Source organism: Massilia sp. 9I (assembly GCF_902506415.1).
Lineage (GTDB): Bacteria > Pseudomonadota > Gammaproteobacteria > Burkholderiales > Burkholderiaceae_D > Telluria.
The window spans coordinates 3,380,801-3,397,260 of sequence record NZ_LR733275.1; the positions used below are offsets into that span (position 1 = coordinate 3,380,801).

The window sequence follows — 16,460 nt, forward strand, 5'->3', positions numbered from 1 at the left end:
ATGTATCTGCTCAAACGCCGAGCAGCTCGGTGAGGACCGGCATCCTGCTGTCCAGTTCGCGGGCCGCGATGGTTTCCACCACCTGGCCGTGCTCGACCACGTAGAAGCGGTCCGCCAGCGGCGCGGCGAAGCGGAAGTTCTGTTCGACCATGACGATGGTGTAGCCCCTGGCTTTCAAGCTCATGATGGTGCGCGCCAGGCTCTGCACGATGACCGGCGCCAGGCCTTCGGAAATCTCGTCCAGCAGCAGCAGGCGCGCGCCGGTGCGCAGGATGCGGGCGACAGCCAGCATCTGCTGCTCGCCGCCGGACAGGCGCGTGCCCTGGCTGTGGCGGCGCTCGTAGAGGTTGGGGAACATCGCGTAGATCTCGTCGAGGCTCAATCCCTTCCCTGCCCCCTTCAGTTGCGGCGGCAGCAGCAGGTTTTCCTCTGCCGACAGCGAGGAAAAAATGCCGCGTTCTTCCGGGCAGTAGCCGATGCCGAGGTGCGCAATCCGGTGCGTCGGCAGGCCGATCGATTCGATGCCATTGACCTGGATGGAACCGCTGCGCCGGCCCGTCAGGCCCATGATGGCGCGCAGCAGCGTGGTCCTCCCGGCGCCATTGCGGCCGAGCAGGGTCACGACTTCGCCCGGCGCCACGTCCAGGCTGATGCCGTGCAGGATGTGCGATTCGCCATACCAGGCGTGCAGGTCCTTGATCTCGAGCGCAAGGGTCATGGGTGTGCTCCCGCGAGCGTGCCGCTGCTGGTGCCCATGTACGCTTCCATCACCTGCGGATTGCGCGACACCTCGGCATAGCTGCCTTCAGCCAGCACCGCGCCGCGCTGCAGGACCGAGATGCGGTCGCAGATGCCGGCGACCACGTTCATGTTGTGCTCGACCATCAGGATGGTGCGTCCGGCCGACACCTTCTTGATGAGCTCGGTCACCCTGTGGACATCTTCGTGGCCCATGCCTTGGGTCGGCTCGTCCAGCAGCATCAATTCCGGTTCCATCGCCAGCGTGGTGGCGATCTCCAGCGCGCGCTTGCGGCCGTAGGGCAGGTCGGCCGTCATGCTGCCGGCAAAGCCGTCCAGGCCCACCTCGGCCAGCAGGGACAGTGCGCGTTCGTCCAGCTGCGCCAGGGAACGGCTGCTGCGCCAGAACTGGAAGCTGGTGCCGAGCTGGCGCTGCAGTCCGATGCGCACGTTCTCGAGCACCGTCATGTGCGGAAAGACGGCCGAAATCTGGAAGGAGCGGATGATGCCCATGCGGGCGATCTGGGCCGGCCTGGCGGCGGTGATGTCGCGGCCGTTAAAGAGGATCTGGCCGGAGCTCGGCGCCAGGAACTTGGTGAGCAGGTTGAAGCAGGTGGTCTTGCCGGCGCCGTTGGGACCGATCAGGGCATGGATATGGCCGCGTTCGACCTGGAGGCTGACCTCGCTGACTGCCGTGAATCCCTTGAATTCCTTGGTGAGCTTTCTCGTCTCCAGGATGACATCCGCCATTGGCTCTCCAACATGTGCTGCTGTGAGTGACAGAACTGCAAGGACTGCTTGCCCGATGATACATACAAGCCCTGAGCCTCACAATACGGCCGAGCTGGCGTGCGCGCTGTGGATGCGCCACATCGGCGCAAGCCGCTTGTGCGTTTTTGCACGCCGGGGCGCTAAGCTTGCGCCTGGTGCTGCGCGAGGATGTCCTTCGCCGCCTTCTCGGCAATCATGATGGTCGGCGAATTCGTATTGCCCGAGGTGATGAAGGGCATGATCGAGGCGTCCACCACGCGCAGTTTCCCGATGCCGCGCACGCGTAGTCGGCTGTCGACGACCGCCAGCGGATCATCGCTGCGTCCCATGCGGCAAGTGCCGACCGGATGAAAAATCGTGGTGCCGACCAGCCCCGCCGCCTGGGCAAGTTCTTCCTCGGTCTGGTACTGCGGGCCCGGCATGAACTCTTCCGGACGGTACTTCGCCAGGGCTGGCGCGGCCACGATGCGGCGCGTCAGAGCCAGCGCCGCGGCGGCTGTCTTGCGGTCCGCGTCGGTGCTCAGGTAGTTCGGCGTGATCTTCGGCGGCGCATAGCTGTCGCTCGACGCGATGCGTACATGCCCGCGCGAGGTCGGCTGCAGGTTGCACACGCTGGCCGTGAAGGCCGGGAAGCGGTGCAGGGGGTCGCCGAACTTGTCCAGCGACACCGGCTGCACGTGGTATTGCAGGTTCGGAGACGGCAAGTCCGGCGAAGAACGGGCGAAGGCGCCCAGCTGGGACGGCGCCATCGACATCGGACCGCTCTGGAACAGGGCGTATTCGAGCCCGATCAGGGTTTTGCCGAACCAGTTGGTGGCGCGCGTGTTCAGGGTCGGCACGCCCTCTACCCTGAAAATCATGCGCAGCTGCAGGTGGTCCTGCAGGTTGGCGCCGATGCCCGGCACCTCCGCCACGGGCTCGATGCCGTGGCGCTGCAGTTCTTCCGCAGCCCCAATGCCGGACAGCTGCAGGATCTGGGGCGAACCCACCGCCCCCGCCGCCAGCAGGGTTTCGCGCTGCGCAATCGCGCTGTACATCCGGCCGCCGCCGCTGAACTGGACACCGGTGCAAACTTTCCCCTGCGGCGTGTCCTCAAACAGCAGACACTCGACGTGGCAACCAGTCATGATCGTCAGGTTGGGACGTTTCGCCGCCGGCTTCAGGAAGGCTTTCGCCGTATTCAGGCGGATGCCGCGCCGCTGGTTGACCTCGAAATAGGCAGAGCCTTCTCCCAGGCCGGCATTCAAATCGTCGATCTTCGGAATACCGGTCTCGGCCGCGGCTTCGCGGAAGGCATCCAGGATCTTCCACGACAGGCGCTGCTGTTCCACGCGCCACTCGCCGCCGGCGCCGTGCAGTTCGCTCGCGCCCAGGTAATGGTCTTCGCTACGTTTGAAGAGCGGCAGCACCTGCTCCCAGCGCCAGGAATCGTCTCCCGAAACCTCGGCCCAACGCTCGTAATCCGCCGGCTGGCCACGCATGTAGATCATGCCGTTGATCGACGAGCTACCGCCCAGCACCTTGCCCCGCGGGTAGATCAGCGCCCGCCCGTTCAGGCTTGGCTCAGCCTCGGTACGGAACAGCCAGTCCGTGCGCGGATTGCCGATGCAATGCAGGTAGCCGACCGGGATATGGATCCACATGTAGTCGTCGCGACCGCCCGCCTCGATCAGCAAGACCTCGATGTCCGGATGACGCGTCAGCCGGTTCGCCAGTACGCAGCCCGACGTGCCGCCGCCAACGATGATGTAGTCATACTCGCCTGCCGATTCCAAGGCTAGCGTTCCCGAACGACGCCAACACCGCCGCAATCAAAGCCGGCACACGGAGGCAAGCCGCCGTCCTCCGGCTCACCTGGCATGGGCTTACGGGACAGCGCGTCGAGATCCACAAGGCCTCCGTTTGTCATTCGTTGAGGCAAGCTTACCAGATCGTAAACGGAAGTCTAGAGCCCATCTGTGGATAACCCTCTTGATATCCACAGGTCTGATTTGTGCAGAACCGGGGGTGTTTTCGGGTAGTCAAAATGTTGTCCAGTTTTTCCGTCTCCTCCACGCGCCAGTGGTGCACCGCTTTATCCGAACAGTAAGTTGATGATTTCTCGGGCGTTAACCGCTTTGTCCACAGACGAGGTGCACCGTTAACCACTACTACTATCCTTGTATACAAACTTTGTTTGTAAACCCTGCAGATCTTTTCTGAAATTTTTTTTGACCGTCGTCGCAGCAAACCGACAAGCCTGCGGAGGATCGCCATACGAGCACTTGCAAGCTCCACGTCGCTGCTTCGCTGCCAGTTCCAACGTGCGAACATCCTGGCCGGCAAGCTTCTCCAAAACTGTCGACCACGACTTCGCTGCCTCGTCATCGCATCTTGGCGAGCACTTCGGTCATCGAATCCCTGCTGGCTGATCGCACTGCGCGTTCGGGCTGCACACGCGTCAGCACATCTGGAAGCTTGGTCAGCTGTGGAAAACCTCTGGGATATCCACAGGATCGAATGTGCAGAACAGCTCCTTAAGCTGGTAAGCCCAAAATCTGTCCAAGTTTCCTCCAGTTCAAACACAAGTCTTGTACAGCGCCTTAACGCAAGCGTAACCATTGAGCTTGTGGAGAAAATTGCTCTTATCCACAGAAGGATGTGCGTTTACTATTACTACCAGTTTGTATACAAACTTGTTTACTACAACAACAAAACCAACAACGCGTCGAAGCTGCCTTCACTGCCAACCCGGAACGTCGACAAAACGGATCACCGCATCCAGAACCGGTCGCTATCACATCACCTGGAAGCTGCCTTTCACTCCCGGCAGCTGGCTGAACTACCTGCAAAACTGCCTTTTCAGCATTTCTTGACAGCTCGGCTGTGGAAAAGCCGAGGTATATCCACAGGATCGGATGTGCAGAACACGGCAATTCCTAGGCTTACTGAAATCTGTCCAAGTTTCGTGCAAGCTCCACACAAGGTTTGTGCAGCCGGTAAACGCGACTGCAAGTCATTGATGCTGTGGAGTAAACGCGACTTATCAACAGAAGAGCTCACGTTTACTATCTACTATCAGATTTATATATACGTCTTAGTTAACTAATACCGTGGAAGCTTCGCAGCACTGGAAAGCCGGAAACAGGCCAAAAAACGCGGTTTCTCTGGCCTCTCGCTGGTAAGACAAGCAAAATGAACACTCATCCGTACGAAAAAACTCACGAATGAGCTCGATCAAACCCTGTACAAGTACTGAACAAGCCGGCTGGCTGCAGCTGCGCATGGCCTTGTGGCCTGAAGATCCCGCTGAACACCTGACCGAAATGCAGGAGCTGTGTGAACAACCCGGCCGTTATGCACAGTTCATTGCCTTCTCAAGCACTGGAGAGCCCCAGGGACTGGTCGAAGTCGCGCTGCGCAGCGATTACGTGAACGGCACCGAGTCCTCGCCTGTCGGCTTCCTGGAAGGCTTGTACGTCGATCCGGCTTCCAGGCATCAGGGCATTGCCGCCCTGCTCGTCAAAACTGCCGAACAATGGGTCAGAGAACAAGGCTGCACCGAGATGGCATCCGATGCATTGCTCGACAATACGGCCAGCCATGCCATGCACCAGGCCCTCGGATTCGAAGAAACTGAGCGCGTGGTCTACTTCCGCAAGCTACTTTGACAACAAAAAACAGGGAAAACATGCGACTGGGGATCATCAGCGCGCTGTACGAAGAACAGCTGGGGCTCGTGGAGGCCATGGAAGGGCCCGCCAGGCTCATCCATGGCATGCGTGAGTACTGGGCAGGAACACTGTGGGAAATCGACGCTGTGTGCGTCCTATCGCGAATTGGCAAGGTTGCGGCTGCCATGACAGCCACCACGCTTGTGGAAAAGTTCGGAGTTACCCACATCCTGTTTACCGGCGTGGCCGGTGCAGGGGATAAAACGGTTCAGGTCGGCGATATCGTGGTCGCAGAAAGCCTGGTCCAGCACGACATGGATGCGAGCCCGCTGTTTCCGCGCTTCGAGGTGCCGCTGACGGGCCTGACGCACTTCCAGCCCGACCAGCAGCTCTCGCTGCGCCTGTCGCGCGCGGCCCATGACTTCCTCGAGCTGGACTTCCTGGATGCCATCAATGAGGGAGAACGGCAGGAATTCCGCCTGGCGCAGCCGCGCGTGCACCGCGGCCTGGTGGCGAGCGGCGACCAGTTCATGAACGACCGCGAACATTTGAACGCCTTGAACGCCGCTCTTCCCGGCCTGGTGGCGGTGGAAATGGAAGGCGCCGCGGTGGCGCAGGTGTGCTATGAGCTCGGCGTGCCCTGCGCCGTGATTCGCACCGTGTCCGACAACGCCAATGAAAACGCGGCCACCGATTTCATGCGATTCGTGAAATCGGTGGCCGCGCAGTATGCCTTCCACATCACCCGGCGCCTGTGCCGGGATCTGAAAGACGCGCCGTTTCAGCCAAGGAGCGATTCGGCTGGTACGTAGTCGTAGTTCAGGTCCTTCGCCACCGCCTCGTAGGTGACCTTGCCCTGGCAGACGTTCAGGCCATTGCGCAGGTGGGCGTCATCCGACAGCGCCTGGCGCCAGCCCTTGGTGGCCAGCGCCACGGCGTGGCCGATGGTGGCGTTATTCAGCGCGAAGGTGGAAGTGCGCGCCACCGCGCCCGGCATGTTCGCGACGCAGTAGTGGATCACGCCGTCGACCACGAAGGTCGGGTCGGCATGGGTGGTCGCATGCGAGGTCTCGAAGCAGCCGCCCTGATCGATCGCCACGTCCACCACCACCGCGCCCTTCTTCATGCGCGAGATCATGTCGCGGGTGACCAGCTTGGGCGCCGCGGCGCCCGGCACCAGCACCCCGCCGATCACCAGATCGGCATCCAGCACCGCTTCCTCGATCGCATGCGCGTTGGAGTAGAGCGTCGAAATACGGTTGCCGAACACGAGATCGAGCTGGCGCAGGCGGTCGACGTTCTTGTCGAGCACAGTCACGCGCGCGCCCGCGCCGACGGCCATCTGCAGCGCATTGGTGCCGACCACGCCGGCGCCGATGATCACCACGTGTCCCGGCGCCACACCCGGCACGCCGCCCAGCAGCAGGCCCATGCCGCCCTTGGACTTTTCCAGGTGCGCCGCGCCGGCCTGGATCGACATGCGTCCTGCCACTTCGCTCATCGGCGCCAGGAGCGGCAAACCGCCGCCCGGGCCGGTGATGGTTTCGTAGGCGATGCAGACCGCACCGGATTTCACCAGCGCCGCGGTCTGTTCCGGATCCGGCGCCAGGTGCAGGTAGGTGTAGAGCACCTGCCCTTCGCGCAGCATTGCGCATTCGACCGGCTGCGGCTCCTTGACCTTCACGATCATGTCGGCGCGGCTGAAGATCTCCTTCGCCGTGCCCACGATGCTGGCGCCGGCCGCCACGTACTGCTCGTCCGACAGCCCGATCTGCTCGCCGGCGCCCTGCTGCACGATCACTTCGTGTCCGCGCGACGTCAACTCGCGTACCGAGGGCGGGGTGAGCCCGACACGGTACTCGTGATTCTTGATCTCCTTTGGTACGCCAACAAGCATGTCTACCTCCAAGTTTTATAAGAATGTGACTCCTGCTACGGCTCCTACGGTACTCCTACTGCACTGAAGACGGTCGAAAAAAAGGGGAACTTGCGTTCCCCCGTGATGATTACACTCCCAGCGTCATGAGGCTTGCGTTGCCGCCAGCCGCCGTCGTGTTGACGCAGACGGCCCGTTCGGCCACCAGGCGCCACAGCGCCACCGGCGCCAAGGCCGTGGTGTCGACAATGCCGACGATGGGCCCCGTACGCGCCGCGAGTTTCGCGCGCAGCGAACCGCCAAGACCCGCTTCCAGCAGCGCGATCTGGAACTCGTCCGCATCGAGTTCGTCGTCGGCGATGAAACGCACGCGCTCTTTCACCAGCGCCGGCAGGTTGGCCGGAATCAGCTCGGGCGCCGCCAGCACCAGGGCGCGGTTGCCGGTAGCCAGCGCCGCTGCCAGTTGGTTGAGCAGGCCATTGGCCGTCTTCGGTGCGCACAGCACGGTGCCGCGTTTGGTGAAGGCCAGCGTGTTGCGCTCCCCGGTCGGACCCGGCAGCGCAATCTCGACATTGGTCAGCGCGGTGCGGCCGTAGCCTTGGGCCAGAGGGGCGAGTTCCGCAGGGCTGTTGGAGCGCAGCCAGCCAAGCAGCGCATCGAGGCCGGCGTCGAACACGCGGCTGTGTTCCATCAGCGGCGTGGCATTGCGCTGCAGGCGCTTCAGGTAGAGCGGACCGCCCGCCTTCGGGCCGGTGCCGGACTTGCCTTCACCGCCGAACGGCTGCACGCCCACGACCGCGCCGACGATGTTGCGGTTGACGTAGATGTTGCCCACATGCGCGCGCGAGACGATGAAGTCGATGGTCTCGTCGATGCGCGAATGCACGCCCAGCGTCAGGCCGTAGCCGGTGGCGTTGATGGTGTCGATCACCTTCGGCAGGTCGGCGCGGCGGTAGCGCACGATGTGCAGCACCGGGCCGAAGACTTCATGCTTGAGTTCCGCCAGCGAGCCGATTTCCAGCACGGTCGGCGGCACGAAGGTGCCGTTCGCGTTCACGCTCTCCGGCAGCTCGAGCGCGAAGTGGCTGCGCGCGGTGGCGCGCATGCGCTCGATGTGGGCCAGCAGGTTGCGCTGGGCCTCGGCATCGATCACCGGGCCGATGTCGGTGGCCAGGCGGTCCGGGGCGCCGACGCGCAGTTCCTGCATCGCGCCCTTGAGCATCTTGATGGTCTTGTCGGCGACGTCTTCCTGCAGGAACAGCACGCGCAGCGCCGAGCAGCGCTGGCCGGCCGAGTCGAAGGCCGATGACAGCACGTCCTGCACCACCTGTTCCGGCAGCGCCGAGGAATCGACGATCAAGGCGTTCTGGCCGCCGGTTTCCGCCACCAGCGGAATGTCGATGCCTTCTTTTTCGGCGCGCGCAGCGAGCGTACGGTTGATCAGCTGCGCCACTTCGGTGGAGCCGGTGAAGATCACACCCTTCACGCGCGCATCCGAAGTCAGTGCAGCGCCCACCACTTCGCCGCGGCCAGGCAGCAGCTGCAGCGCTGCACGCGGGGTGCCCGCTTCGATGAACAGCTCGACGGCGCGGTGCGCGATCAAGGGGGTCTGCTCGGCCGGCTTGGCCAGCACCACGTTGCCGGCCACCAGGGCGGCGGCGACCTGGCCCGTGAAGATCGCCAGCGGGAAGTTCCATGGGCTGATGCAGGTCACGGGACCGAGTGCGCCATCCGCTTTCGATTCACGTACCTGCACCGCGTAGTAGCGCAGGAAGTCGACCGCTTCGCGCAGTTCGGCGATCGCGTTCGGCAGCGACTTGCCGGCTTCGCGCACGGCCAGCGCCATCAGTTCGGTGCCGTTCTGTTCGAACAGGTCGGCGGTGCGCTCGAGGATGGCGGCGCGGGTTTCGATGCCCGTGCTTTCCCATTCGCCGGCAAAGGCGGTGGCCGCGGCCAGCGCGGTCTCGACGTCGGTGCGCGAAGCCTCGACCACCTGGCCGACGACGTCGCTCGACATCGCCGGATTGACGATGTTTGCCGGCTGGCTGCCTTCCACCGGGCCCGCAATCAGCGGCGCCGCGCTGTGCTGGCGCTGCTTGGCCAGGCCTTCCGCGGTCGTGGTCAGCATGTTCTCGTTGACCAGGTCGAGGCCCGCCGAATTCTTGCGCTCGGCGCCGAACATCTGCAGCGGCAGGGCGATCGCGGGATGCGGTTTGCCGCCGGCGGCGCGCGCCTGCTCGAAAGGATCGGCCAGCAGGGTGTCGATCGCGACGTTCTCGTCCACGATCTGGTTCACGAACGAGGAGTTGGCGCCGTTTTCCAGCAGGCGGCGCACCAGGTAGGCCAGCAGGGTTTCGTGCGAACCGACCGGCGCATAGATGCGGCAGGCCTTGCCCAGCTTGTTCGGGCCGACCACCTGGTCGTACAGGGTCTCGCCCATGCCATGCAGGCACTGGAATTCGTAGTTGCTGATGCCGTCCGCCTTGGCCCAGGTGTAGATCACCGACAGCGAATGCGCATTGTGGGTCGCGAACTGCGGGTAGATGATGTCGCTCGCAGCCAGCAGCTTGCGCGCGCAGGTGAGGTAGGACACGTCGGTGTAGACCTTGCGGGTGTAGACCGGATAGCCCGGCATGCCTTCGACCTGGGCGCGCTTGATTTCAGCGTCCCAATAGGCGCCCTTCACCAGGCGCACCATGAACTTGCGGCCGCTGCGTTTCGCCAGGTCGACCACGAAGTCGATCACGAAGGGGCAGCGCTTCTGGTAAGCCTGCACCACCAGGCCGATGCCTTCGAAGCCGGCCAGTTCAGGATCGAAGGCCAGCGACTCCAGCATGTCGAGCGAGATCTCGAGGCGGTCCGCTTCTTCCGCGTCGATGTTGATGCCGATGTTGTACTGCTTGGCCAGCAGGACCAGGCTGCGCACGCGCGGCAGCAGTTCGCCCATCACGCGGGTGTACTGGGCGCGGCTGTAGCGCGGATGCAGGGCCGACAGCTTGATCGAGATGCCCGGGCCGTCCTTGATGCCGCGACCGTTCGAGGCCTTGCCGATCGCATGGATCGCGGCTTCATACGACGCGTAGTAGTTCTTTGCATCGAGCTCGGTCAGCGCGGCTTCGCCCAGCATGTCGTATGAGTAGCGGTAGCCGCGGGTCTCGTTGTCGCGGCTATTCTTGAGCGCTTCATCGATGGTCTGGCCGGTGACGAACTGGTTGCCCAGCATGCGCATCGCCATGTCGACGCCCTTGCGGATCAGGGGTTCGCCGCCCTTGGCGATCAGGCGCGTGAGGGCCGAGCCCAGCCCCTTTTCGCTGTTGGTCGAGACCAGCTTGCCGGTGATGAGCAGGCCCCAGGTCGCCGCGTTGACGAACAGCGAGGGCGATTCGCCCAGGTGCTTTTTCCAGTCGCCCTTGCTGATCTTGTCGGCGATGAGACGGTCGGCGGTTTCGCTGTCCGGGATGCGCAGCAGCGCTTCGGCCAGGCACATCAGCGCCACGCCTTCTTCCGACGACAGCGAGAACTCGTGCATCAGCGCGTCCACGCCCGAGGAACGGGTGCGCTTTTCGCGCACGCTCGAGACCAGGCGGTGCGCCAGCATGTAAGCGTCGCCATTGGCGCTGGCGCCCTGCGCCAGCAGCCATTGCACCGCTTCGGTCTCGTCGCGGCGGTAGGCATTGGTGATGGCTTCGCGCAGGGGAGTCTGGTCGCGCTTGACTTCAAGCTGGAGCGCCTCGAAGGGAACGTAGGGGGCCGGGGCGGTAGCCGATGCTGCAATCTGCATGGTAACTTTTTCTAAAATGGAAATCGGACACGGTGCTCCACACAGCAAAAACGCCGCACCGCTTACAGGCGGCCGGCGTGCTCCGGAACACAATGGAATGATTCGATTGTAGAAGGAAATCTTCTGGATTAATTCTGTTTTTAAGACAGACTAGCAAAAGATAGTTTTTGGTGAGACAATCTTACCGAATAATATTTACATGGCGGGAGACGGACCATGCTCGACAAGATCAGTAAGAAAATTCTGGCAGAACTGCAGAACGACGGACGAATCAGCAACGTCGAGCTGGCAGCCAGGGTCAACCTCTCCCCCGCGGCCTGCCTGGAGCGCGTGCGCAAGCTGCACGAATCCGGCTACATCATGGGCTATACGGCCCAGCTCAACCCCCAGTTGCTCGACGTGTCGCTGCTGGTGTTCATCGAAGTGGTGCTCGATCGTACCACTCCCGAAGTCTTCGATGCATTCAAACAGAGCGTCCAGATGATTCCGGAAGTGCTCGAGTGCCACATGGTGGCGGGCGGCTTCGACTACCTGGTCAAGGCGCGCGTGAAGGACATGGCTGCCTACCGCGAATTCCTCGGCAAGACCCTGCTGCAGAAAGGTGTGCGCGAGACGCACACGTATGCGGTGATGGAAGAGGTCAAGAACACCACCAAGCTGCCGATCAGGTAAAGCGTTTTCTGGTTGAACGCGTGGGCAGGAGACCTGCCCACCCTACTTAAACCAGTCAGACGACTTTGCGCGCGCCGGTTTTCGGCGACGCGCTTTCCGCCATACCTTCCAGGTTATTGCGCAGCCAGCGGTGCGCCGGGCTGCGGCCGTCGCGTTCGTGCCAGAGCATGTCCAGGTGCACGGCCGGCAGCTGGAAGGGCAGCTCGCGCCACACCAGCGCATCGGTCATGCCGGTCGATACCATTAAGTGCTTCGGCAGCACGGTGATCAGGTCCGAATTCGCCACCACGCGCCCGGCAGTGAAGAACTGGTTCACCGTCAGCAGGATGCGGCGCTCGCGTCCGATCTGGGCCAGCGCTTCGTCGACCAGGCCATGCGCACGGCCGGAGAAGCTCACCAGGAGGTGATTCGCCTTGCAGTAGGTGTCGAGGTCGAGTTTTTCCTTGGCCAGCGGGTGGTCCTTGCGCATCACACAGACATAGACGCCCGAGTACAGGCGCTCGTGGCGGATCGGCGAGCCGGTCTCGTAGGACAGCTGGGCCGCGACGCCCGGGAAGAAGCCGACCGCCAGGTCGATGTCGCCGCGCAGCAGCATCGGCCGCGGCTCGCGCGTCGTCAGCGGCACCATGCGGATGTTGACACCCGGCGCCTCGCGTTCGATCGAGCGCATCAGCGAAGGCAGCCACAGGGCGGCGGTGGCATCGGCCATCGCCATCCGGAAGGTCGCCTGCGCCTTGGAGACGTCGAAGGTTTCCGGCATCACGGCCGCTTCCAGCGCGGCCAGGGCCTGGCGCACGGCCGGCCACAGGGCTTCGGCGCGCGGCGTCGGCTTCACACCGTAGGCGGTGCGGATCAGGAGTTCGTCCCCGAGGCTTTCGCGCAGCCGTTTGATGGCATTGGAAACCGCCGGTTGGGTCATCGCAAGGTGGCCCGCGGCGCGGGTGAGGTTTTGCTCGGTCATCACTGCGTCGAAGACGCGCAGCAGGTTCAGGTCAAGCGTCAGAAAGCTCATAGGAACTTATTGATGGCAATACGGTAGGTATGCCCAGTGTACCTCAAGTATTCATGAAATGCATAAGCGTCATCAGTGAACAAAATTAGATTTATATGTTGCATCGCACTATATTGTGGATAACTGAACATTTACCAACATCATGTCCGCATCGCTCGCCCTTATCCAGACCACCGTTGCAGCCGTTCCGGTCGGCCAGGTCCTCCGCACCGCCACCGGCGTCGCGCTGCTGGGCGGTGTCGCCATGTTCTTCCGCCCGTTGCTGGTCGGACTCGGTCGCGCCGCGCTGCTGACCGTGCGCCCGCGCCCGCCGAAGGCACACCTGGCCAAGCGCGCCTGATTTCTTCTTCCTCCGTTGAACGCGGCCTCCGATCCGGACGCCGCGTTTTTTTTCGTCCCTTCTCTCGCTGATCAACCATATGGACTTGCTTCATGGTGACTCTTCGTCACCGGGCTTTTCTCGCCCTCACGATTTAACAAAGTTCACGAAGAGTTAACAAGGCGGATTTGAGTTCGCCGTAAAGAATGGGCAAGTAGACGCCGATATGGCAGAGTTAAGGCACATATTCGCAGCGGAAGCGCGCATGATTGCAACACATCTATGCAATCAGCATATGCTTTCCTAAACTGCTCGGCAATCGGCTTGTTGAGCGAAATTGAGTATAAGAAGACGGAATATGCTCAACAGATATCTCAGGTTATACACATTTCACGTTCTAGCGATTGCGTGTCGCGATTACTGGTCAATAAGAGGGTAAGCAGGCCCCTGCTCCGCCATCGGCGGCGGTTCCGGACCATGCGCAGTGAATTATTTCCGCTCGCAGTTAAGCTGCTCCGCGGTGTTCTCGATGATGGACAGGACAGTTTCGGTATCGGTCGGTTTGGACAATTCTTCGGCTTCCGGGTCGGCCCTGTTCCGGACATTCGGCAAGTCGCGCCGGAGCTCTTCCAGCATCCGGATGATCTTGCTGTTCTTCTCCTCCGCCAGCAGATTGACCTGGAGGTCGAGATGAGAGTGCTGGCTGGCCAGGGTCGACATGCGATTCTGGCGAATCAGGACGGTGGTGGAGATCACGAAGGCGTTCAGGGCGATCAGCCCCTGCAGCCAGAAGAAAGGCGGCTCGTCCCACTGGTCGAAGCCGAGTTCCGGCGCCGCCAGGTTCCAGGCGATCCAAAGGACGACGAACACCAGGTTGCCCACGACATAGCTTGGGCTGCCGAGGAAATAGCTGATTTTCTCGACCGCCTTCTGCGCCGGGGACAGATCGCGGTTATGGCGCGCATAGAAGTCGGCCACCGAGCCGAGGTGTTCCTGGAAGGCGGTAGGAAGCTCCGCCTTGCTGTCGTCTGGCGTATCCATGAAATCAGGATAGCACCGTCCATACGGGCCTTATGCGCGAGCGCGCACACAAGCTGGGAAGGCTGACGCGAAGAGTAGGAAAAGAAAAAGCCGGCATGGAAGCCGGCTTTGGGGATCAGGCGTCTGCCTTTTCGGCAGTGAGGCGTTCGTACTTCGCCTGCAGCTGTTCGCGCGTTTCGCGCCATTCGGGGTTGATGGGAATGCACGCGACCGGGCACAGCTCGGCGCAGGTCGGCTGTTCGAAATGGCCGACGCATTCGGTGCACTTGCCCGGGTCGATCTGGTAGAACTCGGCGCCCATGGAGATGGCGTCGTTCGGGCATTCGGGTTCGCAGACGTCGCAGTTGATGCAATCGTCGGTAATCATCAGTGCCATGGTATGACTCGTTCCTTGCTACTCAGGGCGCGGTGGCCGCTTTCATCGCCGCGATCTTCTTTTGCAGCCAGCGGTCGACCGACGGGAAGACGAATTTCGACACGTCGCCGCCCAGCATCGCGATCTCGCGCACGATGGTGCCCGAGATGAACTGGTACTGGTCGGACGGGGTCAGGAACAGGGTTTCGACATCGGGAAGCAGGTAGCGGTTCATGCCCGCCATCTGGAATTCGTACTCGAAGTCGGACACCGCGCGCAGGCCGCGCACGATCACCCGCGCATCGTGCTGGCGCACGAAATCCTTGAGCAGGCCGGAAAAACTCTCCACCTGCACGTTCGGATAATGGCCGAGCACTTCGTTGGCGATTTCCAGGCGCTCGTCGAGCGAAAAGAAGGGTCGCTTGTTCTTGCTGTCGGCCACGCCAACCACCAGGCGGTCGAACAGGCCCGATGCACGGCGCACTAAGTCTTCGTGCCCCCGCGTGAGCGGATCGAAAGTACCTGGATATACGGCTACAACCATTGCGGCTCCCTTGGAGAATCACCCTGTCAGAACGCGCATTATGCCTGAAAATCCGGCAGCCGCCCCAGCAAGGGGCGGCTTTTGCCCAATCCTTGTGCAGTTTCTAATGCTCAGGCGTCGTGCTTGTGCAATTTCAGCAGGTAGTAATAAACCATGCCGGCTTTATCTTCGCGAATTGCTTCCCAGCCGGCCAGCCAGTCGGGCAGTTCCTCCCCTTCCAGCGGTAGCGGCTCACCGGTTTCGGCATAAACCAGGCCGTCTTCGTTCAGGATGGCCGGGCACAGCGGCAGGATCTGGCTGAGCAGGCCCAGCTGGTAAGGCGGATCGAGGAAGATCACGTCGAAACGTTGACCGCGTGCGGCCAGGTCTTTCACCAGGGTCAGCGCGTCGGCGCGCAGCACCTTGACGTTGTCGGCTTTCAGCTTGTCGCGGTTGGCTTCCAGCTGGCGTGCGGCCGCGCCATGGTTGTCCACCATCGTGACCGAGGCCGCGCCGCGGCTGGCCGCTTCGAAGCCGAGAGCGCCGGAGCCGGCGAACAGGTCGAGGAAGCTGGCGCCATCGAAATCGCCGCCCAGCTGGTGGCGGATCCAGTTGAACACCGTTTCGCGCACGCGGTCGGGAGTAGGACGCAGGCCCTCGGCGTCGAGGACGGGCAACAGGGCGCGTTTCCAGGCGCCGCCGATGATGCGGACCTGGCGCGGCGCCAGGCGCGGAGCCCCGTGGGATGGGGGTTTGGAGGACTTCTTTTGCATGGGCGGCACTATAGCATGTGCATCATGCCGCCCATCTCGAGGCTACTTCCCTGCCGCCAATGCGTTGAAGTCGTTGATCCAGCCCTGCATGCGGTCCTGCGCATGCTTCTTCTGCGCCGGCGTGGCAATGCGGATCGCGGTCAGGATGAACTTGGTGGTCTGGTCAACGCTTGTGTCGTAGAAAGCCTTGCGCTCGGGAGACTCCATGCGGGCGAAGAGTTCGCGCTGCATCGCCGTGATCTGGGCGGCGGCCTGCTCGCGGTTCGGCTTCTCCTGCTGGAACTTGCGCAGCAGGCTCAGGATGCGGCGCTGGCGCCAGACGCGTTCTTCCAGCCAGATCTCGTTGTCGAGTGGACGGGCGTCCATGCTCTTGCGCAGGACATCTTCCTGTTCGCTGCTGAAGTTGCCGAACCAGAGCTCGAGTTGGTCCATGGCCTTCTTGAAGCGGGCGCGCTGGCGCTTCTCGGTGCTACCTTCGATAAATTTCTTGCGATATTCAGCGTTTTTCGAGATGAACTTGCGCTCGATGTCGGCGATCTGGTCCGGTTTGATGGACAGTGCAAGGGTGGTCATCTCGGGCACGGCATGGCCGGCCAGGCGCTCGCCGCGGACGCGGATTTCCTTGTAGAGATTGATCAGGTCAGCCTGGGTCGGGTTACCGGCGAGCTGGCGCTGCATGTTGCCGAGCAGGGCCGCGTAGTCGCGCAACTGGGTCTGGCGGTGCCATTTGAACAGGTTATCGATGTCGCGCTTGGCGATGTCGGCCTGGTCGCCTTCCAGATCGGCGTAGGAATCCAACCACCAATACAGTAAGGTATCCCCCTGGTTGTAAGTGAAACGCACCGAGCTGCAAGCGGTTAACAATGCAAACAGCGCGATCGCGCACAGCGCAATAGTGCGCTGGAACAAGGACTCTTGCGTGTTAAACTTTTTCATATTTTCAACT

Annotated in this window: 15 protein-coding genes; 4 read left to right on the forward strand and 11 right to left on the reverse strand. The window is 62.2% G+C overall.

What is annotated here, in order from left to right; genetic code table 11:
* Positions 1-10 precede the first annotated feature (10 nt).
* From GV068_RS15135 to GV068_RS15145, 3 genes are all read right to left on the reverse strand, one after another.
* Positions 11-718 carry an ABC transporter ATP-binding protein gene (locus GV068_RS15135; protein WP_159699339.1) on the reverse strand — a complete coding sequence of 236 codons (708 nt, stop codon included), beginning with the start codon at positions 716-718 and terminating at the stop codon, positions 11-13.
* Positions 715-1,488: an ABC transporter ATP-binding protein gene (locus GV068_RS15140; RefSeq protein WP_159699342.1), complete on the reverse strand. Its 774-nt coding sequence runs from the start codon at positions 1,486-1,488 to the stop codon at positions 715-717. The genes GV068_RS15135 and GV068_RS15140 overlap by 4 nt, the downstream gene beginning before the upstream one ends.
* 161 nt (positions 1,489-1,649) lie before the next feature.
* Positions 1,650-3,284 (reverse strand): GMC family oxidoreductase, encoded by a 1,635-nt coding sequence (locus tag GV068_RS15145; protein WP_159699345.1) that lies wholly within the window; start codon positions 3,282-3,284, stop codon positions 1,650-1,652.
* A gap of 1,431 nt (positions 3,285-4,715) precedes the next feature.
* Between GV068_RS15145 and aac(6') the strand changes: the two genes are divergently transcribed.
* Entirely contained in the window at positions 4,716-5,159 is a 444-nt protein-coding gene (gene aac(6'), locus GV068_RS15150) for an aminoglycoside 6'-N-acetyltransferase (protein WP_159699348.1), read from the forward strand.
* A gap of 20 nt (positions 5,160-5,179) precedes the next feature.
* Positions 5,180-5,974 carry a 5'-methylthioadenosine/adenosylhomocysteine nucleosidase gene (locus tag GV068_RS15155; RefSeq protein ID WP_159699351.1) on the forward strand — a complete coding sequence of 265 codons (795 nt, stop codon included), beginning with the start codon at positions 5,180-5,182 and terminating at the stop codon, positions 5,972-5,974.
* Here the strand turns inward: GV068_RS15155 and ald are convergent.
* Both ald and putA read right to left on the reverse strand, forming a co-directional pair.
* Positions 5,944-7,059: an alanine dehydrogenase gene (gene ald, locus GV068_RS15160; RefSeq protein ID WP_159699354.1), complete on the reverse strand. Its 1,116-nt coding sequence runs from the start codon at positions 7,057-7,059 to the stop codon at positions 5,944-5,946. The genes GV068_RS15155 and ald overlap by 31 nt on opposite strands.
* Positions 7,060-7,168: 109 nt before the next feature.
* Positions 7,169-10,819 carry a trifunctional transcriptional regulator/proline dehydrogenase/L-glutamate gamma-semialdehyde dehydrogenase gene (putA, locus tag GV068_RS15165; RefSeq protein WP_159699357.1) on the reverse strand — a complete coding sequence of 1,217 codons (3,651 nt, stop codon included), beginning with the start codon at positions 10,817-10,819 and terminating at the stop codon, positions 7,169-7,171.
* 216 nt (positions 10,820-11,035) lie between these two features.
* Between putA and GV068_RS15170 the strand changes: the two genes are divergently transcribed.
* Complete coding sequence (locus tag GV068_RS15170) at positions 11,036-11,491, forward strand: Lrp/AsnC ligand binding domain-containing protein (RefSeq protein WP_005664065.1); 456 nt, start codon at positions 11,036-11,038, stop codon at positions 11,489-11,491.
* 55 nt (positions 11,492-11,546) lie between these two features.
* Here the strand turns inward: GV068_RS15170 and GV068_RS15175 are convergent, their stop codons facing one another.
* Entirely contained in the window at positions 11,547-12,503 is a 957-nt protein-coding gene (locus tag GV068_RS15175; RefSeq protein WP_159699361.1) for a LysR family transcriptional regulator, read from the reverse strand.
* Between the two features lie 142 nt (positions 12,504-12,645).
* Between GV068_RS15175 and GV068_RS15180 the strand changes: the two genes are divergently transcribed.
* A complete protein-coding gene (locus GV068_RS15180) occupies positions 12,646-12,843 on the forward strand; it encodes a hypothetical protein (RefSeq protein WP_159699364.1) in 198 nt (65 codons plus the stop codon).
* Between the two features lie 468 nt (positions 12,844-13,311).
* Here the strand turns inward: GV068_RS15180 and GV068_RS15185 are convergent, their stop codons facing one another.
* The 5 genes from GV068_RS15185 to GV068_RS15205 all read right to left on the reverse strand — a co-directional run bounded on the left by GV068_RS15185 (position 13,312) and on the right by GV068_RS15205 (position 16,312).
* Positions 13,312-13,863, reverse strand: coding sequence for a DUF1003 domain-containing protein (locus GV068_RS15185; RefSeq protein WP_159699367.1), 552 nt, complete (start codon positions 13,861-13,863; stop codon positions 13,312-13,314).
* 115 nt (positions 13,864-13,978) lie between these two features.
* A complete protein-coding gene (locus GV068_RS15190) occupies positions 13,979-14,239 on the reverse strand; it encodes a YfhL family 4Fe-4S dicluster ferredoxin (protein WP_159699370.1) in 261 nt (86 codons plus the stop codon).
* Between the two features lie 22 nt (positions 14,240-14,261).
* Positions 14,262-14,762 (reverse strand): pantetheine-phosphate adenylyltransferase, encoded by a 501-nt coding sequence (gene coaD / locus GV068_RS15195; RefSeq protein ID WP_159699373.1) that lies wholly within the window; start codon positions 14,760-14,762, stop codon positions 14,262-14,264.
* 110 nt (positions 14,763-14,872) lie between these two features.
* Complete coding sequence (gene rsmD, locus GV068_RS15200) at positions 14,873-15,514, reverse strand: 16S rRNA (guanine(966)-N(2))-methyltransferase RsmD (RefSeq protein ID WP_159699376.1); 642 nt, start codon at positions 15,512-15,514, stop codon at positions 14,873-14,875.
* Positions 15,515-15,556: 42 nt separating this feature from the next.
* Positions 15,557-16,312: a DUF6279 family lipoprotein gene (locus GV068_RS15205; RefSeq protein ID WP_229464223.1), complete on the reverse strand. Its 756-nt coding sequence runs from the start codon at positions 16,310-16,312 to the stop codon at positions 15,557-15,559.
* Positions 16,313-16,460: the final 148 nt, after the last annotated feature.

Excerpts from the sequence above, each read along its gene's own strand:
- GV068_RS15135 (WP_159699339.1), bottom strand. The coding sequence starts at position 718 with ATGACCCTTGCGCTCGAGATCAAGGACCTGCACGCCTGGTATGGCGAA.
- GV068_RS15140 (WP_159699342.1), bottom strand. The coding sequence starts at position 1,488 with ATGGCGGATGTCATCCTGGAGACGAGAAAGCTCACCAAGGAATTCAAG.
- GV068_RS15155 (WP_159699351.1), top strand. The coding sequence starts at position 5,180 with ATGCGACTGGGGATCATCAGCGCGCTGTACGAAGAACAGCTGGGGCTC.
- ald (WP_159699354.1), bottom strand. The coding sequence starts at position 7,059 with ATGCTTGTTGGCGTACCAAAGGAGATCAAGAATCACGAGTACCGTGTC.
- putA (WP_159699357.1), bottom strand. The coding sequence starts at position 10,819 with ATGCAGATTGCAGCATCGGCTACCGCCCCGGCCCCCTACGTTCCCTTC.
- GV068_RS15170 (WP_005664065.1), top strand. The coding sequence starts at position 11,036 with ATGCTCGACAAGATCAGTAAGAAAATTCTGGCAGAACTGCAGAACGAC.
- GV068_RS15175 (WP_159699361.1), bottom strand. The coding sequence starts at position 12,503 with ATGAGCTTTCTGACGCTTGACCTGAACCTGCTGCGCGTCTTCGACGCA.
- GV068_RS15180 (WP_159699364.1), top strand. The coding sequence starts at position 12,646 with ATGTCCGCATCGCTCGCCCTTATCCAGACCACCGTTGCAGCCGTTCCG.
- GV068_RS15185 (WP_159699367.1), bottom strand. The coding sequence starts at position 13,863 with ATGGATACGCCAGACGACAGCAAGGCGGAGCTTCCTACCGCCTTCCAG.
- GV068_RS15190 (WP_159699370.1), bottom strand. The coding sequence starts at position 14,239 with ATGGCACTGATGATTACCGACGATTGCATCAACTGCGACGTCTGCGAA.
- coaD (WP_159699373.1), bottom strand. The coding sequence starts at position 14,762 with ATGGTTGTAGCCGTATATCCAGGTACTTTCGATCCGCTCACGCGGGGG.
- rsmD (WP_159699376.1), bottom strand. The coding sequence starts at position 15,514 with ATGCAAAAGAAGTCCTCCAAACCCCCATCCCACGGGGCTCCGCGCCTG.